Origin of the sequence: Shewanella polaris (assembly GCF_006385555.1) — a bacterium.
Lineage (GTDB): Bacteria > Pseudomonadota > Gammaproteobacteria > Enterobacterales > Shewanellaceae > Shewanella > Shewanella polaris.
The window spans coordinates 3,655,202-3,680,478 of record NZ_CP041036.1; the positions used below are offsets into that span (position 1 = coordinate 3,655,202).

The 25,277-nt window shown below is 40.3% G+C and carries 20 protein-coding genes, 1 pseudogene and 1 riboswitch; of the genes and pseudogenes, 10 read left to right on the forward strand and 11 right to left on the reverse strand.

What is annotated here, in order from left to right; all coding sequences use genetic code 11:
- Positions 1 to 91 precede the first annotated feature (91 nt).
- The 4 genes and pseudogenes from FH971_RS15825 (at position 92) to FH971_RS15840 (ending at position 4,952) form a co-directional block, all read left to right on the forward strand.
- Positions 92 to 1,357 (forward strand): annotated as a pseudogene (locus FH971_RS15825) (Nramp family divalent metal transporter).
- A complete protein-coding gene (locus FH971_RS15830) occupies positions 1,354 to 2,433 on the forward strand; it encodes a serine hydrolase domain-containing protein (protein WP_140234966.1) in 1,080 nt (359 codons plus the stop codon). Before FH971_RS15825 ends, FH971_RS15830 begins: the two are co-directional and overlap by 4 nt.
- An 83-nt stretch (positions 2,434 to 2,516) precedes the next feature.
- Positions 2,517 to 2,981: a YehS family protein gene (locus tag FH971_RS15835; RefSeq protein ID WP_137225960.1), complete on the forward strand. Its 465-nt coding sequence runs from the start codon at positions 2,517 to 2,519 to the stop codon at positions 2,979 to 2,981.
- Between the two features lie 282 nt (positions 2,982 to 3,263).
- Complete coding sequence (locus tag FH971_RS15840) at positions 3,264 to 4,952, forward strand: NAD-dependent malic enzyme (RefSeq protein ID WP_140234967.1); 1,689 nt, start codon at positions 3,264 to 3,266, stop codon at positions 4,950 to 4,952.
- A 166-nt stretch (positions 4,953 to 5,118) separates the two neighbouring features.
- Here the strand turns inward: FH971_RS15840 and FH971_RS15845 are convergent, their stop codons facing one another.
- Positions 5,119 to 5,553 carry a DUF3069 domain-containing protein gene (locus tag FH971_RS15845; RefSeq protein ID WP_140234968.1) on the reverse strand — a complete coding sequence of 145 codons (435 nt, stop codon included), beginning with the start codon at positions 5,551 to 5,553 and terminating at the stop codon, positions 5,119 to 5,121.
- A 510-nt stretch (positions 5,554 to 6,063) separates the two neighbouring features.
- On the opposite strand from FH971_RS15845, the gene FH971_RS15850 reads away from it, so the two are divergent.
- The gene (locus FH971_RS15850) at positions 6,064 to 7,950 is read left to right on the forward strand and encodes a tetratricopeptide repeat-containing diguanylate cyclase (RefSeq protein ID WP_140234969.1); all 1,887 of its coding nucleotides are present in this window, start codon (positions 6,064 to 6,066) and stop codon (positions 7,948 to 7,950) included.
- A gap of 40 nt (positions 7,951 to 7,990) precedes the next feature.
- Complete coding sequence (gene queG, locus FH971_RS15855; RefSeq protein ID WP_140234970.1) at positions 7,991 to 9,214, forward strand: tRNA epoxyqueuosine(34) reductase QueG; 1,224 nt, start codon at positions 7,991 to 7,993, stop codon at positions 9,212 to 9,214.
- Between the two features lie 14 nt (positions 9,215 to 9,228).
- Here queG and FH971_RS15860 read toward each other — a convergent pair whose 3' ends face one another.
- Both FH971_RS15860 and metE read right to left on the reverse strand, forming a co-directional pair.
- On the reverse strand, positions 9,229 to 9,441 hold the full coding sequence (locus FH971_RS15860) for a dodecin (RefSeq protein ID WP_137225950.1): 213 nt from the start codon (positions 9,439 to 9,441) through the stop codon (positions 9,229 to 9,231).
- Between the two features lie 163 nt (positions 9,442 to 9,604).
- Positions 9,605 to 11,896, reverse strand: a complete 2,292-nt coding sequence (metE, locus tag FH971_RS15865) for a 5-methyltetrahydropteroyltriglutamate--homocysteine S-methyltransferase (protein WP_140234971.1) — start codon at positions 11,894 to 11,896, stop codon at positions 9,605 to 9,607.
- A gap of 155 nt (positions 11,897 to 12,051) precedes the next feature.
- Between metE and FH971_RS15870 the strand changes: the two genes are divergently transcribed.
- A complete protein-coding gene (locus tag FH971_RS15870) occupies positions 12,052 to 12,957 on the forward strand; it encodes a LysR family transcriptional regulator (RefSeq protein ID WP_140234972.1) in 906 nt (301 codons plus the stop codon).
- Here FH971_RS15870 and FH971_RS15875 read toward each other — a convergent pair.
- From FH971_RS15875 to FH971_RS15885, 3 genes are all read right to left on the reverse strand, one after another.
- The gene (locus FH971_RS15875; RefSeq protein WP_137227419.1) at positions 12,937 to 13,677 is read right to left on the reverse strand and encodes an HDOD domain-containing protein; all 741 of its coding nucleotides are present in this window, start codon (positions 13,675 to 13,677) and stop codon (positions 12,937 to 12,939) included. The genes FH971_RS15870 and FH971_RS15875 overlap by 21 nt on opposite strands.
- A gap of 115 nt (positions 13,678 to 13,792) precedes the next feature.
- A complete protein-coding gene (locus FH971_RS15880) occupies positions 13,793 to 15,772 on the reverse strand; it encodes a TonB-dependent receptor (RefSeq protein WP_140234973.1) in 1,980 nt (659 codons plus the stop codon).
- Between the two features lie 142 nt (positions 15,773 to 15,914).
- Positions 15,915 to 16,128, reverse strand: a riboswitch (cobalamin riboswitch).
- Between the two features lie 655 nt (positions 16,129 to 16,783).
- Entirely contained in the window at positions 16,784 to 17,101 is a 318-nt protein-coding gene (locus FH971_RS15885) for a DUF3622 domain-containing protein (protein ID WP_137225942.1), read from the reverse strand.
- 42 nt (positions 17,102 to 17,143) lie between these two features.
- On the opposite strand from FH971_RS15885, the gene FH971_RS20640 reads away from it, so the two are divergent.
- Positions 17,144 to 17,278: a hypothetical protein gene (locus FH971_RS20640; protein WP_276611783.1), complete on the forward strand. Its 135-nt coding sequence runs from the start codon at positions 17,144 to 17,146 to the stop codon at positions 17,276 to 17,278.
- An 18-nt stretch (positions 17,279 to 17,296) separates the two neighbouring features.
- Here the strand turns inward: FH971_RS20640 and FH971_RS15890 are convergent, their stop codons facing one another.
- Positions 17,297 to 19,210 (reverse strand): peptidase U32 family protein, encoded by a 1,914-nt coding sequence (locus FH971_RS15890; protein ID WP_140234974.1) that lies wholly within the window; start codon positions 19,208 to 19,210, stop codon positions 17,297 to 17,299.
- A 173-nt stretch (positions 19,211 to 19,383) separates the two neighbouring features.
- Positions 19,384 to 19,950, reverse strand: a complete 567-nt coding sequence (locus FH971_RS15895) for a phosphoribosyltransferase (RefSeq protein ID WP_137225938.1) — start codon at positions 19,948 to 19,950, stop codon at positions 19,384 to 19,386.
- A gap of 395 nt (positions 19,951 to 20,345) precedes the next feature.
- Between FH971_RS15895 and FH971_RS15900 the strand changes: the two genes are divergently transcribed.
- The gene (locus tag FH971_RS15900) at positions 20,346 to 21,005 is read left to right on the forward strand and encodes a DNA-J related domain-containing protein (protein ID WP_137225936.1); all 660 of its coding nucleotides are present in this window, start codon (positions 20,346 to 20,348) and stop codon (positions 21,003 to 21,005) included.
- 274 nt (positions 21,006 to 21,279) lie between these two features.
- Positions 21,280 to 21,936, forward strand: coding sequence for a thiol:disulfide interchange protein DsbA/DsbL (locus FH971_RS15905; RefSeq protein WP_137225934.1), 657 nt, complete (start codon positions 21,280 to 21,282; stop codon positions 21,934 to 21,936).
- A gap of 430 nt (positions 21,937 to 22,366) precedes the next feature.
- Here the strand turns inward: FH971_RS15905 and FH971_RS15910 are convergent, their stop codons facing one another.
- The 3 genes from FH971_RS15910 to FH971_RS15920 form a co-directional block, all read right to left on the reverse strand.
- Positions 22,367 to 22,876, reverse strand: coding sequence for a cytochrome b/b6 domain-containing protein (locus tag FH971_RS15910; RefSeq protein WP_137225932.1), 510 nt, complete (start codon positions 22,874 to 22,876; stop codon positions 22,367 to 22,369).
- Between the two features lie 4 nt (positions 22,877 to 22,880).
- Positions 22,881 to 23,402, reverse strand: a complete 522-nt coding sequence (hemG, locus tag FH971_RS15915) for a menaquinone-dependent protoporphyrinogen IX dehydrogenase (RefSeq protein WP_137225930.1) — start codon at positions 23,400 to 23,402, stop codon at positions 22,881 to 22,883.
- Between the two features lie 171 nt (positions 23,403 to 23,573).
- Complete coding sequence (locus FH971_RS15920) at positions 23,574 to 25,199, reverse strand: di-heme oxidoredictase family protein (protein ID WP_140234975.1); 1,626 nt, start codon at positions 25,197 to 25,199, stop codon at positions 23,574 to 23,576.
- Positions 25,200 to 25,277: the final 78 nt, after the last annotated feature.

A 25,277-nucleotide genomic window follows, 5' to 3' on the forward strand; every position in this document is an offset into this window, starting at 1 on the left:
AATTCAAAAATTAACAATGTCAATACAAAGTAGCAACAAAAGTACAACTAAATACTTAGCTAAGAATAAATAATTAAAAAAGTGAATTTACATGCTTAATCAACAAACTGCCCCCGTATTACCGTGGTTCTCTCGAGTCTCTGCCCTATTTAAAGCCACAGGGCCGGGCATATTAATGGCCGCTGCTGCGATTGGCGCTTCTCACTTAGTGGCCTCGACCCGTGCCGGAGCTGAATTTGGCTGGCAACTGGCGTGGCTCATTTTATTAGTCAATGTCGTTAAATATCCTTTTTTCGCCGCCGGCGCTCGCTACACTGCAGCAACGGGTGAAAGCTTACTGCACGGCTATCACAAGCAAGGTCGCGGCTATTTAATGCTGTTTACAGGGCTCAATGTTATTGCTGCCATTGCCAGTACTGCTGGGGTATGTATGTTAACGGCAGCCATGCTGACCCAATTTATTCCGTTATCTATCGATGTATTAGCTCTCATTGTTCTGGTCAGTTCTCTGGCATTACTCATTTTCGGACACTATAAGTTGCTTGATAAAATGACCAAAATTATCATGTTGGCTCTCACACTAACCACCTTAACCGCCGTGGCATTGGCGTTTAATCTTCATAGCGGATTTGGTACACCAGAAGTAAGTGAGTCCCCTTGGCAATGGGCATATGTAGGTTTTTTGGTCGCTATGATGGGCTGGATGCCTGCTCCGATAGAGGTCAGTACTTGGAACTCACTATGGTTAATAGAAAAACGTAAAACCCAAACGGTAACGGCCAAGCAGGCTATTTTTGATTTTAATTTAGGCTATGTCACCACAGCATTACTGGCGATGGTATTTTTAGCACTAGGTGCATTAGTGATGCATGGCAGTGGCGAGTAATTTTCAAATTCTGGGGCAGTATTTGCTTCACAATTGATCACCCTTTATAGCCAAGTCATGGGCAACGAAAGCCGTTATTTAATTGGGGTTGTCGCATTTTTATGTATATTCAGCACCACAGTCACAGTGATAGATGGCTACAGTCGCACACTCGATATGGGCTGGAAATTATTGTCCAACAACACGTCACCACGTAGCTATTTAACTCAAGTTATGTTGGCTGTGAGTGCACTTGGTTTATTACTTATTCTATTTTTTAAAGGCGCTTTATTACCGCTGCTTGAGTTTGTAATGATCCTTGCCTTTATGACCACAATTATTTTTGCATGGCTTAACTTCCGTTTAATGACCAGTAACACTTTGGCTGAAAAACATCGTTATGGCCGTGTTATGGTGGGCTTGTCGTGGATTGGTTTAGTGTATTTAGTCGGCTTCGCTATCTTGTTTATTTATTGGTATCTCACTAAATGATCACATCACAATTATTTAGCCGCTTCACTATCTTACAAAAAACTGGCTTCCAAAAATTCGGCTGTATGTTAATTGTATTATGCGTAGCCTCAATATCATTTCAACTCAGTGCGTTTGAATTAACAGCGGTTGATGTGCAAACCATCATAGATAATGATTCGAGATCTTTTAACGGTAGAATTATCATTAGCGACACTGATACCCGCTATGTTAATTACCAAGCAGGTACCGACATCGCACCCGACAGCATATTTATGATTGGGTCTATTTCTAAAACGGTCACCGCCACCCTCGTATTACAGGCGGTGGACCAGAAGAAATTAGCGTTAACCGATAGCATCACAGATCACCTTGATATCATCCCTGATAACCCCGTCATGATAAGCCAGCTGTTAAATCACACCTCTGGGATAACAACACCGAAATCACCGAGTATTAATGCTGGGTCTCAATTTATACCTGCCAGCCAGTTTAGTTACTCAAACTATGGCTATAAATTACTTGGCGATATATTGGCTCAGGTTTACCAACAACCCTATGCGCAATTAGTTAATCAGTTTACCGAAAAGAATCAACTTGATATCCATGCTGGTACAGGTTCAATTGCACAGCTTCACGACAAGCAAACACGCTTAGTTAATGGTTATACCGAGCAACAACAGCAGCGCACGCAATTGACTGACTTTACAGTAAACAATGACTTTATTGCATTTGGCGGTATGCAGGCCAGTAGTGATGGTGTGGTGGAGTTTGTAAACGGTTTACATCAAGGCCAATTTTTATCTGCCGCAAGCTATCAAGCCATGACCCATGCAAGTACAACTAGGCATCATCGTTGGGGAGATACAGGCTATGGTTATGGCTTGCAAATCAGCCAACAAGATGGCCTAGTAGAATACAGCCATTCGGGGTATATCCCTGGGTACATCAGCATAATGCTCTATTACCCGCAATCGCAATTAACCGTTGTGATATTAGAAAATACCTCGTGGGATTTGGATGATATCGATCGTGTTTTTGGTTTACACGACAAGATCCGCCAAGCAGTAAGAAAACAATTAACCACATACGAATAATCTGACGAATCAAAGATTTCTCGCTATAATAGCTTTTGTCAATTGACCTAAACCATTTAAGCGCATCCGCGCCAGAGAACCTTATGATTAACAATGATATTCTTCGCCGTATTCGTTTTGTGTTTGATTATTCAAATGCCAAAATGATTAACATTTTCAGTCAAGCAAATGTAGAAATGTCTTCAGAGCAAATTATAGCACTGTTGAAAAAAGAGGATGAAGAAGGTTATCAGGCATGTAACGATACCTTAATGTGTCAGTTTTTAGATGGTTTGATTATTAATAACCGTGGTTTAAAGCCTGGTGCAGAAGTGCCTACGCCTTTAAAGCAATTGACTAACAATCTTATGTTCAAAAAATTACGCGTTGCGCTTGAAATGCGTGAAGAAGATATCCTTGCCACATTAGCCTTAGCCGATTTTGCGATGACTAAATCTGAACTAGGAGCCTTGTTCCGTAGCCCGACTCATAAAAACTATAAGCCTTGTGGTGACCAAGTATTAAGAAACTTCGTAAAAGGTTTATCTATCAAACATCGCGGTAAGTAATATAAGTGTGAATATTGAGATAATATTTTATTAATGCGTAGTTTAGGCTGCGCATTTTTGTTTCTAACCTTGGGTATTTAAACCATATAATTTTATATTTAATTACACTATGAGCGAGATGCAAACCACCAAAAATGAGACATGAATTAAAATACCTGACAATAGTGTGATTTAACCCACTTAACAGACCACAAAAAAGATCATCCGTGATAATCTATAATGACAAAAAACCAGCCCTATTCTAATAACGATCTAACTGGATCTAACACATTAAGGTTCCCCATGGACGATAACAAACGCCCCCTCTATCTTCCTTTTGCCGGCCCAGCTATTCTAGAATCACCACTGCTTAATAAAGGCAGCGCATTTAGTGAAGAAGAACGAGTATTTTTCAACCTTGAAGGCCTCATTCCTTGGGTTATTGAAACCATCGATGAACAAGCTTCACGCGCATACGCACAATTTAAAAACTTCACCAATGATCTCGATAAGCACATTTATTTACGTAATATTCAAGATACTAACGAAACGTTATTTTATCGCTTAGTGCGCAATAATATTAGTGAAATGATGCCGATTATCTACACCCCTACTGTTGGTTTAGCGTGTGAACGCTTTTCTAAAAACTATCGTAGAAACCGTGGATTGTTCATTTCATATCCTAACAAAGATCGTGTTGATGATATTTTAAACAACTCTACACGCCAAAAAGTCAAAGTGATTGTGGTCACTGACGGAGAACGTATTCTCGGATTAGGTGACCAAGGTATCGGCGGCATGGGGATCCCAATTGGTAAGCTATCGTTATACACTAGCTGTGGCGGGATCAGCCCAGCATATTGTCTTGCGGTGACCCTAGATGTCGGTACTGATAACCCTCATTTATTAGAAGATCCAATGTATATGGGCTGGCGTCATCAGCGGATTGGCGGTGAAGAATATACCGAATTTGTTGAAGCATTTATGCAAGCTGTTAGCCGTCGGTGGCCTGATGCACTGATTCAGTTTGAAGATTTTGCTCAAAAAAATGCCATGCCATTGCTTGAACGTTATAAAGATCAATACTGTAGTTTCAACGATGATATTCAAGGCACGGCAGCGGTAACGGTCGGTTCATTACTCGCAGCATGTAAAGCCGCAAACAGTAAACTAAGCAAACAACGCATCACCTTCTTAGGTGCTGGTAGTGCGGGTTGTGGAATTGCCGAAGCCATTGTGGCAACCATGGTGTCAGAAGGCATTAGCGATCAACAAGCGCGTTCGCAAGTATTCATGGTAGATCGTTGGGGATTACTACTCGATAATATGCCTAACTTGTTGCCTTTCCAGCAGAAACTGGCTCAGCCATGTGCCAATATCGAAGGATGGGACAACTACAGTGACAATATTTCGCTGCTAGACGTAATGAATAATGCCAAACCGACAGTACTCATTGGAGTATCTGGTGCACCAGGTTTATTCACTGAAGAAATTATCCGAGCAATGCACAGCCATTGTGAACGTCCAATTGTATTCCCATTATCGAATCCAACCAGTCGTGTAGAAGCAACACCTAAAGATATTTTACATTGGACCTCTGGCCAAGCATTAGTCGCAACAGGAAGTCCATTTGAACCTGTGGTCGTCAATGGCGAAACCTTTGAGATTGCTCAATGTAATAACAGCTTTATCTTCCCAGGTATCGGTTTAGGGGTATTATCTTGTGGCGCAAGGCGCGTGTCAGACGAAATGCTAATGGCATCTAGTCGTGCATTAGCAGAGTGCTCACCTTTAGGTAAAAATGGTACAGGATCACTGCTTCCACCTCTAGAAGAGATTCAAACCGTCAGTAAATATATTGCTTTTGCGGTTGCTAAAGCGGCTATTGATCAAGGTTTAGCCTTACCTTGTACCGATGAACTGTTACAGCAATCTATTGAAGCCAACTTCTGGGAACCTGAATATCGTCGCTACAAACGAACTTCATTCTAAAGGTTCATCCGTTCGATTCAACGCGTTAATATTGCAAAGTGTTGATAGTGATGGAAGTAAAAATATTAATTGTAACGGTTACGTTTTTTGATCATAAAAAATCCCAATCTAGGTTGGGATTTTTTGTTTCTGTTAAACAACAAGCTTATTTCAAAAGCACTTACACTTAAGCCGACATCACTTGTTTAAAGCTATTCAATAATGAACGATCAGTGCGAGCTTTTTTAAGCTTACGTAAACACTCTTTCAACGACTGCTCAGCTAAGCGTCCGAAGACACCATCATATTCGTTATTATTCATCTCTTCTTCAGAGTCTGCACTGTCAGCAATCTCTTGCGCAACACGGCTTAATTGCATCCATGCATTAGCAATATAAAAGCCATGAAACTCTGCTTTAGTCATTAACTTTTGCGCACTGGCTGGCAATGCATCCCAAGCATGGGCGAACCCATTGGCTTTATCTTCAATAAGCTCTTTAAATAGGCCTTCATAGGCCTCTTGCAATGTTTCAGGCAGTATGTCCATTGGCAGCACTTTATTGGCTACGTTGTACGAAACTTGTTTTGCTATTTCTAGGTACTGTTGATCAACTTTTGTCATGGTTTTCTCTTTAAAATATGCTACTCACCAGACACGCCATAAGTGTCTAATGAGATTATTGGAATAATGCTAAGCCTTAATTAGATGCTTAGACTAATGACTCGACTGAACACGCCGGTATTAACCCATTACCAAGTAATCTTGAAAATCATCTTCAATCAGTAAACGACTGCCAATGCTATATCAGGTGCATTATCAGATATTTGTAAACGCTGCTCTGCGCCATAAAATCATAACGCAATCAGTATGCTAAATAACATTACTTGCTCCATTATTTACAACATTCTCTTTATCTATTCAGACGTCTTTATACTCATGTAAATAACTGAGAACAAATAGGTCAACTTTGGCAGCAAAAAATGGATAATAATAGTAAATAAGTCACATTCTTTATGAAACAAAAAATATCTTTTAAGTTCAATTAAAGGCTATAATTCCGCCATATAAAGTTTAAATATCAAGTCAGCACACTACAGTAAATTGAATAATAGAAAGTGAGAATAGGTAACTTTGTTAACATCAAAAACATCCCACACGGCTCGTATTATTACATTCTTTTTTACTATCGGATTCATTTGCATCGCATATGCCAATCCAATAGCTAACCCCCGTGCAGATGAAATTTATAAATTATTTGATAGTGGCCACTTTGTATCTAATGAAGATAACCGTAAATTACTCGACGAGTATAAAGCAACCTTATCTGCTGACGACATTGTTCGCCAAAAAATCTATATTCGATTGAATTGCTGGAGTTTACCGACTGACACCAGTGAACAAATAAAAGCGGCAGTTGGCTATGCAGATGAATATCTTCAGATATACAGCCAACCTACGCCCTCATTAATCTCTGTAGATCTGCAATATTGTAAAGTTTGGTATCTCCACATCCAAGGAAAAAATGACCATATTTTTACTGACCTTGATTCCGCCATCAAAAGCGCTTATCAGCTAGAAGACCTACGCTTAATTGCTGATGGTCGAAGTATTAGAGGTTCAATTTTATCATATTTAGGTAATTTCTCAGCTGCACTTGAAGATCTTATTACCGCACAAAATTTGTATGAATCTCTTAACTTATCTTATTGGGCTAATGTTAATTTAGGTGAGATCGCGAGCAGTTACCGTCGCTTTGGAGATGCCGAAACAGCACTTAAATATCAAACAAAACTCGAAAAAAACTACCTAAAACACCAGCAGTTTTATGAAGCTAATCAAACAAATAGTCAAATAGCACTTTCGTTAGAAAAACTTGAACGTTATGAAGAAGCGATACAACGTAATAAGAAAACCCGCGATTTTTGGTTAACACAAAATGAGCTTGTTGCCGCCGCAAATACATCAGTTAACATCGCAGGCAATTTAATCCGTTTAAATAGGCTCAATGAAGCCAATACTATTCTCCAAACAACTAAACATCTCATTACCCCAGATAACGATGGTAGTTATAGTTACATGAATTTGTTTTTAGCCGAGATTCATTTCAAACAAGGTCACTATAACCAAGCAATAATAGACATTACTCGCGCAGAAAAATCATTTAACGCCAATAATAATATCCGCGGACTCAATCAAACATTACAACTCAAAAGCAAAATATACCAAGCTTTACAACAATGGCAGCAGGCCTATGAAACGCTGGAGTCTTTTGTAGAATCACATATGTCGCAGGATAAAAAAGTCTTTTCAGAGCGTAATTCAGAGATGCAAATCCGATTTGACACCAACAAAATTCAAACCGAAAACAAATTACTTATCCAACGAAATGATGATAAAAAACAACAATTAGAAATATTACAACGCAATAAAGATATGCAGATCGTTATCATTATTTTAGTCGCGATCATTCTCATTATTGTATCAATTTTCGCTTATAAACAATTGATAAGAAAACAACTATTTAAGCGTTTAGCACTTACTGATGAACTCACAAAACTCGCTAATAGACGCGACACTTATTCTCAAGGTAATCACTTTTTAAAAGCGGCGCAGTTGTCAGGTAAACCCTTTTCAATTATCTCTTTTGATGCCGACCACTTTAAACTTGTAAACGACAATTTAGGCCATGACATGGGCGATAAAGTCTTAGTTAAACTGGCGTCGATGACTGCAAGTATGATGCGAGAAACCGATGTAGTCGGTCGTGTTGGTGGCGAAGAGTTTTTGATTTTACTGCCTAATATCGACAAAACTAAAGCCATTGAAATCGCTAATCGGCTAGTCGATACAATAGATAAATATGATTGGGCACAAATTTCACCCAACTTACATCAAACCGTCAGCGCAGGCGTTGCAAGCTATAGTAACGAAGAAGATCTATCACCATTATTGCTAAAAGCCGACAAGGCACTCTACTCTGCCAAAGCAGCTGGGCGAAATTGTGTCAAAGCCGAGTAAAACGCGTATAATTTCCACGTGTTTACTCAATGATAATGTTATGACATCAACGACCGCAGTATTAACTCCAATTCCTGATAGAGGAACCAATCAAACAAGTGAGTCATGTCCATTGACAGCTGTTCAACTTGATGTGCTCAATAGACAAATCAAGTTGTGGGGTAAAGAGCTTGGCTTTGCTCATATTGGTGTCGCAGATATCGACTTAAGCCTACACGAAGCAAAATTACAAGACTGGTTAGATAAAGGCTACCACGGTGAGATGGCTTACATGGCTAATCACGGAATGATGCGGGCTAGACCCGCTGAATTACACCCTGGTACATTAAGGGTCATATGCGCACGCATGGATTACCTGCCACCCGATGCAGGCTTTGCCAGTAATTTAACCGATCCAACGCTTGGTTATATTTCTCGCTACGCTGGCGGACGGGATTACCACAAAATGATCCGTCAAAGGCTCAAAAAGCTCGGCGATAATATTACCGAACATTGTAAAACACTCGGATTCGATTCCACTGACTTTAGACCTTTTGTTGATTCAGCGCCTATTTTAGAACGTCCTTTAGCCGACAAAGCGGGATTAGGCTGGACCGGAAAACACTCGTTAATTTTACACCCAGATGCAGGAAGCTGGTTTTTCCTTGGCGAATTATTAATTAACTTACCTTTGCCATTAGACATCCCTATCGAAGAAGGCTGCAACACGTGTGTTGCGTGTATAAAATCATGCCCAACCGATGCAATAGTTGAACCCTATGTTGTCGATGCCAGACGGTGTATTTCTTATTTGACTATTGAGTTACAGGGTGCAATCCCTGAAGAGTTTCGATCACTAATAGGTAATCGTATTTATGGTTGTGATGACTGTCAGTTAGTGTGCCCAGTTAATGCTCAAGCGCCACTCACTAAAGAGACCGATTTTCATACTCGTAGTGCGCTTATTCAACCCGATTTATTGACGCTATTTTCGTGGTCTGAAACGTTTTTTCTCAGCCAAACTGAAGGCAGCGCCATTCGTCGAATTGGTCACAAACGTTGGTTACGTAATATTGCAATAGCGTTAGGTAATGCCCCAGCTAATCCAGCTATTATTTCTGCATTGGAACAACGTAAACACAGTGAAGAAGTGGATGGCATGGTGCTTGAACATATTGAATGGGCATTAGTGCAACAACGACAAAAAGCGCCATTGTCGGCGCTTTCACGTAAAACTCAACGAGTGATTAGATCAATACAAAAGGGCTTACCAAGAGATGCATAAACCTAGCGCTATTATTAAGCATCGGGATCCAAGGTAAAGCCCACTTTAATAGTGACTTGCCAGTGAGCAACTAAGCCTTGCTCTAAATGACCACGGGTTTCTACTACTTGAAACCAACGCAAATGTTGTAAACTTTTATTAGCTTCTGCAATCGCATTTTTGACCGCCTCATCTGAACTGATAGGTGATGACCCCACTAGTTCAATGACTTTATAAGTGTGACTCATAATAGCTCCTATTGTTTTTTTGAATACATTTTTAGTGTAGTAAACAATAGCGCAGTTCACCGCAAAATCACCGCGTAATAACAAGCAAAATGGAGTAGCAGAACTCAACCTAACTCAATTGAGTTCTGCAAATTAATCGAGAGCAACCACATTTGCTACAACATTAAAATCGACGTCTAAGCACTTTCGTTGCTTCAATCATATTACGCAGTGCAGGCTCTACCTCATCCCAGGTACGGGTTTTTAAACCACAATCAGGATTTACCCATAATTGTTTTACCGGAATCTTCTCCGATGCCTTAGTAATAAGGTCAACCATTTCTTCAACCGTTGGAATATTGGGCGAATGAATGTCGTATACCCCAGGACCAATGTCGTTCGGATAACGGAAGTCTTCAAAGGCATTCAATAACTCCATCCGTGAACGTGATGTTTCAATGGTAATCACATCGGCATCCATTGCTGCAATAGCATTGATAGTGTCATTAAATTCGCTATAACACATGTGAGTATGAATTTGAGTTGCATCTTCAACACCTGCCGCCGATAACTTAAACGCACCCACCGCCCAAGATAAATAATCCGCCCATTGGCTTTGTTTAATCGGTAAACCTTCACGAAATGCGGGTTCATCAATTTGAATAATGCCAATACCCGCTTTCTCTAAATCAACCACTTCGTCACGTACTGCTAACGCAAGTTGATTGGCAATATCTTTACGTGGTATATCTTCACGGGCAAACGACCAATGCAAAATGGTCACAGGACCCGTTAGCATGCCTTTAACAGGTTTGTCGGTTAAGCTTTGCGCATAGGTAGCCCAATCAACTGTCATGGGCTTAGGGCGAGACACATCCCCATAAATTAATGGAGGTTTAACACAGCGAGAACCATAACTTTGCACCCAACCAAATTGAGTAAACCCAACGCCCTCTAATTGTTCGCCAAAATACTCCACCATGTCATTACGTTCAGCTTCGCCGTGAACTAGCACGTCGATACCTAATTTAAGTTGACGAGAAATAGTGTCTTGAGTGACTTGTTCAAGCTGTAACCGGTAATCACTGTCATTGATTTCGCCTTTACGCCAGCGGTTGCGTAACCCTCGAATAGCGGGGGTTTGCGGAAATGAGCCTATGGTAGTCGTGGGTAACAATGGTAGCCCTAGCTTTTGCTGTTGGGCAATAATACGGCTGGCAAATGGACTGCTACGTTCAAAATCATCAGCGGTTAACTGCGACACACGATCAACAACCTGTTGATTAGCTGCGGCAGCTTTTGCCAAGCGGCGTTGCTGGCAACGATCAATAATCGCTTGGCTAGTTGCAGAACCTTGCTCAACGATTAATTGGTGAATTTCATTAAGCTCAAATAACTTTTGTTTTGCAAAAGCTAATTGACCAAGCAATGGACTCATTAATTGGGTTTCAACCTCGACATCAACAGGACAATGCAACAATGAACATGAAGGTGAAATCCACAAACGATCACCTAACGTAGTCGCTAATTCGGATACTTGCTCAGCAATTACATCAACATCAGCAGCCCACACATTGCGGCCATTAATGACCCCAATAGAGAGCACTTGTTGGCTGCTAAGCGCATTAACAAACACATCAAGTTGCTCTGGCGCCGTGACTAAATCAAGGTGTAATCCCTCTACCGGTAATGCGCTCACCAATGCTTGATGATGGGCAATAGAACCATAATAACTGGCAAGTAAAATATTCAATGACGTAGGTTTTTTTTGCGCTAAAAATTGATAGCTGTGGTTAATGGCTTGCTGCCACTCGTCGGTTAAATCCGCTGCAAGTACCGGCTCGTCAAGTTGAACCCAGCTAACACCTTGGGCAGCAAAACGAGACAGTATTTGCTCATAAGCTAATAGTAACTGCGGTAATAACGATAACTTATTAAACTCAGTGAGGCTTTTAGATAAATATAAATAAGTTACTGGACCGAGCATTACTGGTTTAGCTTGATGGCCTAATTGTTGTGCCTCTGTCACTTCATCAAACAATTGCTCAAAGGCAATCTCGAATGTTTGTTCAGCGCTTAATTCTGGTACTTGATAATGGTAGTTAGTATTAAAAAACTTGGTCATTTCTGCCGCACAGGCATGTTGGCCAGTTTGCGATCGACCACGAGCCACGCGAAATAATGTGTCAATGTCGATAGCGGCTAGGCTGCCATCAGCTTGAGTGGCACGATGACGTTCGGGGATCGCATTTAACGTCGCGCTCAGGGTTAACACTTGGTCATAATAAGCAAAGTCACCTACGGGAACGAACTCAACGCCTGCGTCTGCTTGCCACTGCCAATGGGTACGTTTCAACTCACTGGCAACCTGTTTTAATTCCGATAATGCCGCTTCACCGCGCCAATAGCGCTCAAGTGCAAACTTCAATTCTCGCTGACGCCCTATACGGGGAAATCCTAAACTTGAAATTTTCATACTGCTTTCCTTTTCGTTGAGCAAAAAATTTATGGACATTTATGCAGAAAAACCGCATAGGCGTCTGGACGTCTAGAAGTTTATTGTGTTACTCTGTTGTCAAGCAATCGAATTGATTTCATCGGCTAGTTGAGCAAGATTCATGTGGAGAGAAAATGATAGAGCTTAGACACCTTCGCACCTTGATGGCGTTAAAAGAAAGTGGCAGTTTAGCGGGTGCGGCTAAAAAACGATTTGTAACTCAGTCGGCGCTTTCTCATCAAATAAAAGAGTTAGAGACTCGGATTAACTCAAGCATTTTTGTGCGTAAAAGTAAGCCGTTAACCTTTACGCATGAGGGGGCTCGTCTGCTGAATCTAGCAGAAGAAATCTTACCAAAAGTGATTGCAACTGAATCAGATCTTAAGCGCGGCTTAGAGGGTGAAAGCCAGCAGCTTAAACTGGGTATTGAATGTCACAGTTGTTTCCGTTGGTTAATGCCCGTTATAGAGCAATTTAAGCAACACGCTCCGGCGGCCCAAATTGATATTTCAAGTCGACATTTATTTGATTCACTCAATGCGTTGGAAACGGGTAGTTTAGACATAGTACTAACATCAGACCCAGTACCAGGCCACAGCATTGCTTATCAACATCTATTTGATTTTGAAGTTAAATTAGTCGTTTCCAGTGATAGCACTTTAGCGGCACAAGCATTTGTAACACCAGCACAACTGGCAAAACAAACCTTAATTAGCTACCCAGTACCTTTAGCACGTTTGGACATTTATAAACACTTTTTAGAGCCTGCTGGCATTGAACCTGGCGAGCAAAAACAATGCGATTTAACCGCAATGTTATTACAGCGTGTTGCCTGTAATGACGGCGTAGCAACCCTGCCTACTTGGTCTATACGAGAAAGTCAGGGATTAAGTCTTACCGCGGTAAAATTAGGAGCTGAAGGACTAAAACGTCCATTATTTGGTGCCTATCGCCGCGATGCCACTAATGCAAATTTAATCCAAAAGTGGTTCGAGCTGGTAGCAAGTGAAGGTATAAAACTACAACGGATTGATCAATAAACCCCGTTTAGATAACACGCGTCGAAGCACAAGTCCCGGTGAATCAGGATTTTGTGTTTGGCGTAAGTTATGTGCAATTAAAAACTCTTCGCGTAAATCATCATCTAATCCTAATGATTCAAAAGCCTCTAGTGATAACTGTTGTTGTTGTTTATCAATGAGTGATTTCAATACTTTTAACGATACTGGTCGTGGTAACTCAGCGTTTAAATAAGCAAATGCAGTTAACGTAATCACCTGGCCAAACACACTAAATAGCGCTAATGTTTGCATTTCGTCTGCATCAATTTTACTACTCGTATTGGTTGCGCTTTCTTCACGTATTAATGCTATGCAATCCATCGCAATGTTTTCATTTAATTCCCAATAACCTTGAACAAGTTTTTTATAAGGCTCAGAAAGCTCATCAAGCCTTTCTTTAAGATAAAACGAAAATGCATAACGATAAATATTCACTTGGCCTAAACGAATTAAGGCATCTTTAACACTTCGGCTTTTTGTCAATACGATGCCTGCGGCATGCGCAGTATTACTGCGTAATAACAAATGGGCTGCTAAAGCAGGATCTGCAGATACCGTATCAATAACAACTCGAATATCAGCTTCATTAATAAGGGCTTTCTTTAACGGAATTAATATCCCCCGACGACCAATGACCTGTTCTTCATTGCCAATAATAGCGTGTACCTGAGTAAGAACTTGTTGCTCAAGCTTAGTCATGTTCATCGATTACCTTCTTTAAAATATACCGTTAAATTAATTTAACGGTATATTAAAACGAAAGCCAGTAATAGTTTACTGGCTTTCATCAGGTAATATTATTTACAGGGTTAAGTTAGAAACGATAACCAGCGGTCAGTCTAATTGAGCGACCCGTACCAGAATAATATCCATTGCCATAAGGTGAGTAATAACCAGCACCGACATAATCTTCATCAAGTAAGTTATCAACACGTAAACTGCCGTTCCAACTGCCATGAGTATAGTTTAGTGCAAGGTTGGTTAGCACATAGCTGTCTAACTTATCATCCGTATTGCTGTTATCACCTTCCATGTAACGTTCGCCAGTGTAAACACCTTCAACAAAGGCTTGCCAATCTTCAGTAAAATCATAACTTACATAGGCTTTACCTGAATGCTTAGCCACCCAAGATAAGGCTTTACCATCGTTTTCGCCCTGAGTAAATTCAGCATCAATATAGTCGTATGAAGCACCTAGTAGCCAGTTACTAGCAAACTGCACATCATAAGCAGTGCTCACACCAAAACGGCGAGATTCATCTGCATTAACGTTAGCGCCACCACCATAGGGACCATCAGTGCGACCACCTTCGTAGACAATCTCATCTTCTAACTCAAGTTGGTAAGCATTAATTTTTAGTGTTTGAGTCGCTGTCGTGTAATCCCAACCAGCTTCATAAGAACGACCAGTTTGAGGATCTAAACCTATTGTCGTTAGCGGCGTATAAGCCTGTTCGTCGACTTTGGCAAAGCGGAAGTTATCATTTGCACGAGCATAAAAGCGGTTTTCATTACTTGGGCGATAATTAAGTCCTAACTCAAATGCATGGGCGTCATTATCAATTTCAATACGGTTTGGATAAAGCAATTGATCATATAAATCGTCTGTCACTTCTGAATAACGACCACCAACAACGTAAGATAATGTTGGTGTTATCGGTACCGATGCTTGTACATAAGCACTTTTTTGTGTTTGTTTATTGTTACGTTGCATATAAGTAAAATCAAAATCTGCTTCACCTTTACTGACATCAATACCGGCAACAAAATTTAAATCACCTTGGTCTAAGTGGTAATTGGCCGTTGCTTTAGGTGAAAAACTCAATAAGTCACGCTCAATACGACCTGCGCTACCAAATGATACACTGGTCGTTAATGTATCTGAATAGGTTAAATCTGCACCTAATGCCCAAATATTATTCAGCTGGTATTGATAACCACTGCGCAATGAGGTGGTCATTTCATGATTGAAATCGCCCGCAGAAAAAGACCCTGCTTGGCTAGGATCGGCTTCATACTGGGCTAACGATAATGCTCCTGGTGCTTGAAGATCATTATCAAAGTAATTTACTTCAACAAAAAAGTCTTCAATATCGGTTTGATACTGTAAACGCCCTAAAATAGAGTTGGTTTCATTGTCATTATTATCGCGGTAATTGTCGCTTTCGTTATAGCTGGCCGCTAAAAAGTATCGCCATGCATCGTTAATGGCACCTGAAACATCGCCTTTCACTTCATAGGTATCAAAACTGCCACCACTAACCTGTAAGCCACCACTGGTTTCTGTTGGCGCTTTAGTAATAATATTGATAACGCCGCCAACGGCTTGGTCACCATACAGTACTCCTGCACTACCCGATAAAATCTCAACCCGCTCAATTAAGTTAATTGGAATAGATTCAATGCTTGGCGCAGAAATATCAATATTATTGAGTCGGCGTCCATCGACCAAAATCAAGGTGTTATTAGCGGCTTGTGATGCAGAAAAACCACGCATAGAGAATACAGTACCCGAATTATTATCCGACACCTGAATCCCAGACTGTCCACGTAATAAATCGGTTAAATTGGTAGCGCCGCTCATTTGAATATCAGCTGCATCAATAACATTAACATTGGCTGCTATGTTTAATGGATTAGCAACATTACGGCCAATGACCACAATGGTTTCATCCATACTGACAGCCGAAGCCTCTGGGGATGTAGCAGTTGATTCAGCCGCAATTGCATTAACACTCGCAACACTGAAGACAGCACTTAATAGCAGTGCAATTTTTGTTGGTTTAGTACCCATTTACCTTTAACTCCTGAAAGGAAAAATGGGGCAATAACGCCGCAATATAGACCACCTCTCTTGCCTGCAACTATAGAATAAACCCATAGCATAAACCGACAAGCGGTATCACATTACATTTCGAGATCTGCCCACCGAAATCATCGAAATCACCTTTATGGCCGGTCTCCGGACTAAGGTTGTGGTGTCATACCTATGATACAACACGCGCGAGCCTAGATGTTTAACGCAAGCTATTGCGCACCAGACTCTCACCAATCACCGTTGCGGGGGCAGTACCAGATTTACACTGGTTTCCCGATTATCCTGCTTAGATCTAACGATCCACGGCAAGCACCGTAAAGATTGACTATTCATTTAACGTGAGTTGAGATTCAACTCATCGTTGTTAATATAAATTTTGCTATATCGATGTCATGACAAAAAAATTTCAGAATAATGAATATCTTGAAACTTCCAAGCTGATAATGACATCATAAAATGATAGCGCGATGATTATAACGGATCCACAGTTGAACTTGATACTAACAAAAGATTAACTCATAGATAATTCAACTTGCTGAGCCTCGTCACGACACCATGATAACCTCACGAAAACTCCGTCATGTCATGAAGAAAGCACCATTGTAGCGTCATAAATTAACCATAATGCTCAACGGTCATTGGCGCTATTACTGTTAGAGATTTCCGCGTGAATAAGCTTATGGATTTACTAGACATACCTATTATCACTGTAAATAGCCTATCTCATTTTGCAGGCTGGTAATAAAAGCATAATGTATTATCAACGTTGCTCAATACCGGCTAATGATGGAGGAGTAGCAGATGCACCACTCGGGAATAACAATCGCCCGAGCAGCCAATAATTGCAGTATCTTGTACATCCAAATGAAACCTTATTTGGTCAAGATAGCGATAAGTTGATTAACAGTCATTCTAATCCAGTATGTTCTACCTTGAACATACGACAATTGACACTTATCGATAACATTTACATCAGTAGGTAAAATGTTAGTTTAATTCTTCGTCATCTTCATCTTCTGCATCAAATAGCTCTTCTTCATCGACAGCAGATTCAGCAGCAATAGCAGCAGCTAAACTTTTAGCTTTAAGGTGCTTCTCGGTTTTACGCTTGTTACGATCAGCTTGCTTAGATAAAAAGCCTTGCAGTGCTTGTTCGCCCCACGCAGTTGCTTCAGCTTCTGATGCAAAACCATCTTGACTTTTTGACACAACCGTTTTAGTCGCTGTCATACGACGAGTGATTTCAGTTTTCCAAGTATCTTCAACTTGAATTACACGTAAACCATATTTTTTGCTATCGCTCATAATCTATTCTTTCCTACTGTAAGGTATCACAGGCTAAAACCCATGAAATTTCAGCCGCGCAGTGTACTCGAAATGCACAAGTTTGGGCAGCTATTTAATGGTTATTTTTGCAGCTTATTTGAAAAACTAACCCAGTGGCAAGCACAATGCTGCCACAGAGGGAAATATGAAGAATAAAATATCGCTGCTATTCGGTTATTGTTTCACTAATTGGTTAGAACCAACAATCATCATTTCGCATTTATGACAGTCAAACACCAATTTTAATTTATCTTTACCCACATCTAAAAACATTGGGTCAGCTTTAATGCCTTCCACTTCTTTAGGGCATAAGTTAAAACTGTAACGCAAACAATGTTTAGTCACCATTAATGGTGCATCATGCAAGACGGTATTTTTTTCATAGGTGTCTTCAATTTGAATCACCCCGTGTTGATGATAAAACGACTTGGCTTTTTCGTTGGCCACATTGGATAAAAAACTTAATCCTTTTTGCGGAAAACGAGCTTCTTTATCGTGTACCCAACGATCTGGTCGTTGATAACGAGCAACCCTTGCTGCCATTAGTGCACTAACAGCATCGCGACGTAGTTCATTCACCACTGAAGTAGGCAAAAACCACATTTGCTGAGTGAGTAAATTAATCTTATTCAACACAAAATCACTGTTGCCAAGTTTACTGAGTTGTTTTTTGAGTTGTTCAGCTGTCTTAGCTTGATCATTGGCCGGAGCTTTTTCACAAACAAGACTCACTGTGGAACTGATATTATGCACATCAGTCAGCGTTAAGCCCACGCCATCATCGGTATCAAAAAGCTGAATATCGACGCCAATTTTTCGCTTTGCAGAGTCTTTATTTAAGGTTGATTCAAATTTATGATCGAAGTTACGGAACATCATCACGCCAACGCTAAGATCTTTAGGTACCTCGGTTAAATACAAGGTATTTCCGTCTGCGCGGTTAATGCGAACACCGGAGAGCTTATCGTCAGACAACCGCTGTGTTTCATAATGTTCAACAAAGAAACATAAGCCATCACCATTATTAAAATGAATGTCTTTGCCACTTTCACTGGTATCTATTTTGATAAAATCTTTACCTACATGGGTAATACGGCCCACTTTTTCACCAATAAACTTAGGCGAACTAAAATGTTCAATTGCCTCAGTGCGTTCATTGACAAAATAATCTGTTTTACCGCGGTTAAAGCTTTTATCTGGATCGGGCGTGAAATTAAACTCGCAACGGCCATGAGAAATGGACTCAAGATCATCACGTTTAGCAATAATGGCATCCAATTGTAGACGATAATGCGCGGTAACATTTTTAAGATAAGTAATGTCTTTTAAGCGCCCTTCAATTTTAAACGAGCTAATACCCGCATCAATTAAGGCTTCTAAATTATCCGTTTGGTTATTATCTTTAAGCGATAATAAATGCTGATTTTCGGCTAACACATCACCTTCGCGCGTGGTCAAATTACACGGTAAACGACACATTTGTGAACATTCGCCGCGATTAGCACTTCGATTAGAATACGCGTGGCTTAAATTGCATAAACCACTATAACTGACACAGAGCGCACCATGAATGAAAAACTCTAACTTCATTTTTGTGCTCGCGGCAATATCGCGAATTTGTGGAATATTCAACTCACGAGCTAACACCACTTGTGAAAAGCCAACTTGCTCTAAAAAAACGGTTTTTTCAGGGCTACGATTATCAGTTTGGGTACTTGCATGCAACGCGATAGGCGGTAAATCTAACTGTAAAATACCCATATCTTGAACAATCAAGGCATCAACACCGGCGTCATAAAGTTGCCAAATCAGCTTCAGTGCTTTATCCAGTTCGTCATCCATTAAAATGGTATTGAGCGCCACAAATACTTGGGCATGATAACGATGGGCAAATTCAGTCAAGCGGGCAATGTCTTCAACGCTATTACCAGCATTATGACGCGCACCAAAGGCAGGACCGCCAATATAAACTGCATCAGCACCATGGCGAATAGCTTCAATGCCATAATCAGCGTTTTTAGCCGGCGCTAACAGTTCAAGTTGGCGCTTTACAGGCACCACTGGGGTGAACAATTCTACAGAAACCATAATGTTAATTACATTTCGCATTGATTCGGATAAAAAAGTGCGCCAACATACTGATATTGTCACATTGACATTAATATGTTGACGCACTCACATAGCATTATACTTTAGCAAACTTTGAATAAAGTTCTAGCAAATTCGTATTAATAACCAGCTAAAGAAAGACCAAGCAGAGCTTATAAAAACAGTTCTTGGATGTTTTTAAAGTCAGTTTTACCTTCTGCTATTTCTTGTGGATTGAGTCCAGACACTTCATGTGGGAATACTAACCAATCTTCAGATGCATGAATAAAATAATCTGGTTTCAGGTCGACTTTAGTATTTTTAGGTTTGTAGTAAGGGCAAGCAATACGGATATCGGTAGGCATGTTCAAACGCATAAACTTACCTAATTTAGCAATAAGCGCATCCACACTTCGTCCTGAATCAAATACATCATCAACAATCAATAAGCCATCATCAGCATTGGCATTTTCGATAATGTAGTGCAAACCGTGCACTTTAATATTTTTATCTTGTTTGTCAGTGCCGATACCGTAGTAAGACGAGGTTCTAACCGCGATATGATCTGTTTCAACCTTCTTAAAATCAAAATACTCTTGGACAGCAATACCGATAGGAGCTCCACCGCGCCAAATACCCACTATAAACTGTGGTCGAAAGCCACTGTCATAGACTTGTGCAGCGAGTCTAAATGAATCTTCCAGTAATTGTTGCGCACTAACATAGAGTTTATCTGTCATTGGTTAAGCCCTTGGTTATTTTATTGCGGCGAATTTTATACCAAATAACGTTTTCTTGCCTGTAAGAATAAGAATTAATTGATCAACCCCCCATAAAAAAATGAAAACGACTATTTAAATCACAACCTTATTCAAGGCCAATTATCGTATATATCAAACAACCCAAACCCAGTGTTGAGTTATCTGATAACCTTGATGTAAATCCGCACCGTCTACATGCAAACTCAGGCATATCATCAACTTTACGATTAGGTTTGTCCAAGTAAAACCACAAACTGAAACGCAATTTTGGCCTACCAGCAGTGATAAATCTACTTGTCATTGAAAACGACTATGGCATAGTGGGCTTTAATGATAAGTAGATTTTCTCGCCAATTCAGGATGAATACGCCACTATGCTGCTCAATAAAATCTCACACAATGCCTATGGTGCTGAACTGGAAAATACCAAAGACAGTAACGAACTCAATGTGCCTAAAGGTGACAACCCACTCATATGGCCAGTCCTGAGCTTATTACAATCAACAAACCAAAGTTGGAAAGTGCACCATTTGGCGAGTGAGCTACAAGCCAAAGGGTTAATGCATAACCTAGATCCCTTACCAGAAAAAGATTTGTTCAAACGTAACTTTTTACTGATGAATGCCTTATATGAATTACAAGATATATTAATGCCCAAGCAGTGGTTGCAAGTTCAGGCGATGGAAATCCAAATATTTAGAATAATTCCAGCCAGTGCTGATATACAACATACTCGCGATGGTGCATTACGCGATTACTATCTCGATTGGGTTAATTATGATGCCAGCGTAAACGTAGTTCGTGAAATGCTTGAGTCATTCTGGTCAAGTTATCAAGAATATATTGGCGTTAATGTACAATTAATGAATAAAGGTCATGCCTTAAAAGTGTTTGAACTTGATCAAACCGCCACCGACAGAGACATTCGCAAACAATGGCGCAAACTGGCGTTAAAATGGCATCCCGATCGAGATCAAGGTAATGCAGAGCGTTTTCGCGAAGTGTGTGAAGCATGGCAAACCCTAAGAGAGTAATCATTAATAACCATCAATTACTTAGCCGTCATATTGAACTCACTACAATGAACAACTCACTGTCACTAAATCATAATACTCCCCGGTTACCGTGGAACTCACTTCGATATATGTTTCTATTCAAGTATTAACCTCATAAAGCACGCACAGGTCACGTAATTAAGCGCTTTTTAATGGATGAATTAAGCCATAATTCAGTTTAGAAACTTACCCTAGTTAGCACACGCAGATTAAATTCAAAATTATATTTAATTAACATTGATTTGAGGTTTACATGATTAAAAAATTCGCCGTTGCACTGACGCTCATCACAGCCTCATTTAGCACACTTGCCACGCCATTTGTTGCAGGCAAGCATTACACTCAAATTTCCAATAATATGATTACCAGCACACCTAAAGTTACTGAGTTTTTCTCATTTTATTGCCATAACTGCTTCAACATGGAAACTCAATACCTTACTGAAATTAAAGCCGGATTAGATAAAGATATCAGCTTCGACACTAAGCATGTCGACTTTATGAACAGTGATTTAGGCACCGAAGTCATGCGCTCACTGGCAGTTATCCATGAAGTTGGCAAAGAAGAAAAACTTAACCACGCAATGTTTGCGGCGATTCAAGGCGATAATGGTGCAAATGGACATGATCACAATGCTGAAGGCGATCAGCATCAATCACAAATAAACAGCCGTGCTGATATTAAAAAGGTATTCAGTCAATTTGGTATTGATGCTGCAACCTATGACACATTAGCCGACAGCAGTGATACCAATAACAAACTGGCTTTGTGGCGCCAGCAACAAGACCTATATAGCGTCAGTAGCGTACCCACATTTATCGTAAATGATAAATATGCTATCAACATGAATGAAATGCATAGCTTAAATGAACTAATTGAATTAATGAATTATTTAGCTACTACAAAATAAAGACTTCAATAGGTTTATTGGGAACAATAAACCTCTGTGTTAAAAAAATGGCTATCAGTTGATAGCCATTTTTTTTAATTACAACATTGCAATAAGTGACTTTTTTACACCGTGGTAGACATATATTGAAAACGTAAGTACTAATGAGATGATGTATTATTTTAGGGTAACAACACCTTGTTGACACCGGTTGGGAAAAGGCAATATTACAAGCGGTATTGATCAACAGAACTAAGAGTACATCCGCAAATAATAAAGTAGTCCGCAAGCATAACCAGCTTGCTCAATTTATCCATAATATATGTCACCCAATATGCAAAATTAAGCCATTACTGAGTCAATTTACTCAAGTAAACCTCTATCGAGAATAATACCTTAATAGTAATTTAGTGGATAAATAGCTATTTGAAATATCGCAGAGGTAAATTAGTTAAAAAAGGTCTCTGATATGCACAATCGCCAATATAAAATGAATAACGATAAAGCCAATAAACACTTGGGCAAAGAGTATATGGTAACTACGCCACATTAAGGCATTACTTGGGTCTGCCACATACCAAATTGCGCCGCTCAAGGCCACCAGCAATAACACTATAACCCCAAGCCCTTCAATGACACTGATTAACCCATTACTACCAGAATGCGGTAATTTTCCACGCGTTAAGCCGCGGAGATCATTCAGTAATGGTTTAACATCAAGAGTAAGCCAAGGGAAAAACTGCCGCCATTGCCCTGCTGAACATATATGAAAAGTAAACAGGAGAGCTAACACCCCAGTAAACAACCCGCCATACACATGAAATACATCCCAAAAGCCAGCACGCGGACTTAATTGACGGCCGATAAAAATCCATGGGCTAGTGCAAATTAATAGCAGAGACATCAATATCACTAACTGATGCAATCTAACTTCAATACACTGCCATAACTGCTTTACCATGACATTATGCCTCTATGATCTGCTGTGCAAACTGATCAACTTTATGCCAATCAGTGTACTCAACTTGAGTATTTGGGTCGGTAGGGCCTTTAGTTAGCCACATAATAAAACGAATAATATTTCGGTCCATTGCACCATAACCTTGATAATCTAAATTACCACCAAACACTTGTAATAATTTAGGTTTCCATGTGCTTTGACTTAAAAACTGTTGCATATAAGTATTGGTTTGCGGTGTGTTTTTATGTGGTTTGCGCGCCACTAAACTCACTGAGAAAAAACCACTAGGCTTACTTTCCAGCTCAGCGCGATGTGCTTCAATAAATTGATATAACGCAGGGCGGTGTTTGCCGTGACGAATACTCGCGCCAATAAATACTTTATCAAACGGAGCCAAGTCTGGCACATCAGATAAAGATGTCACCGTGACATGCTGATCTTGTTCAGTTAATTGATTTTGTAAATATTCGCAAATTTTTTGAGTGTAACCATGGACACTTGAATGGATCAGTAATATCTGACTCATGCTGACCTCTAATGGAAATCATGTAATGTAATACAGCATCTTAGCCCAGTGAAAGCAAAATTTACATGAAACAGATCACGTCTCATGATCGGTAATTAATGCTATGTGAAGTCACACGCAAAAAAAAAGCCCTAGAAAAGAATCTAGGGCATTTTTATTTTGACAAAAAATTTATAGCGACTGTAAAAATGCGATAACTTGAACTCGCTCAGCTTGGGTTAATGCCATAAAGTCTTGCTTAGATGTTTTGGCTTCACCGTCATGCCATAAAATAGCTTCTTCCAAGGTTGCCGCACGTCCATCATGTAAAAAACCAGCTTGTGGGTTAACGGTTTGCGTAAGCCCTATTCCCCATAACGGTCGTGTGCGCCACTCATTGCCATCGGCTAAAAAGTCTGGACGACCGTCAGCTAAGCCCTCACCCATATCGTGTAATAACATGTCACTAAATGGATAAATAGTCTGGCCTTTTAAACTGTCGCTCATCGGAATTCCGCCAATATCACCCGACGTTTTGGTCACAAATGATGGGGTATGACAACCACTACAATTGAGCTGCTCAAATAATCGAGCGCCTTCACGAACATCGCTATCGTCTACATTACGTCTACCGGGTACAGCTAACGTTTCAGCATAAAAGACCACAGAGTCACTGAATTCTGCGCTAGCCTCTGGCGCACCATCAACATCTTCACCAGTATCGACAAATCCTGTGCGGGTTAAATATGAATCATGTAAACTCGTGCCGACAATGCTTTCATCGGGAAATAACGGGTTAGTAATACCAATATCGCCACGCAAAGCGCCTAACGATTGTACTCGGACACTTGGCGTGTTGGCTTTCCAACCAAAGCGACCTAAAGAAATAGGTGTACTATCGCCATTTTGTGCTTTTACGGCATCAAATACCCAGTTAGCTCGACCAGAAATCTCATCGCTATTACTGTCATCGGCATCAACGTTGGCCAAAATGCTTGCTTCAGGTATGGCTTCTAATAAACCTAAACCGAACACAGGCATGCCATTACGCCAACCCATCAACACATCATCTTGAAGTAAATTAGACGTCACATTCGCACTTTGCTTGGTTTCACCTGGCGCGTCATAAGGATTCTCCACTTCAAAAATAGGCTTTTTCAGGCTAACCGTTTCACCGTCCGAATAGACTTCATCATGACGTTCATAAGACAAATACACGTCCGCTTGACCAACAAACGAATTGTCTTGCCAATCTGCACGTGCTTTTAATACCCCGCGATGAAACAGTTGATCACCAAAATCAGGCACTTTAATTGGCGCACAATAATTATTATCTGCCGTACCTTCGGTACAAGGTTCTGCTGAAGCTTTGCTAATGCGCAAGAAAATACCATCAGCAGAGCCTAATTTAATGCGCGTTTCAGTTGCCGCGACAAATGGTGTTGAATTTCGGCCATCTCGTTGATGACAAGAATTACAGTCTGCGTTATTGAATACTGGGCCTAAACCATCCAATTCAGGATGTTGATCATTCGGTGCGGTAGTAAATGATACTTCAAAATTGGCATCACCTTCTAAATGTAACTCGAGTTCATCGTCAGTTAAATTGACTGATGGTGTCGAAAAACCATGGCCAGAACTATTGGCATCAAGCGTAGTGGTATCACCGCCTAAAGCAATAACAGAGGTGTAGCTAGGATAAGTTGTAACGGGTTCAACTGGCTTCGATGTGACTTCATCACCGCTGCCACCACAAGCACTTAAGCTCAGACCGAGTAATGCCACAAACCAGTATGGCTGTCGTAATAATTTATTCATCGTTTTCTCACACATTTTTAATAGAAATCAGGTTATTTAGCGGTAATGCACCCTGGTTATTATTATATTGTTATAGGG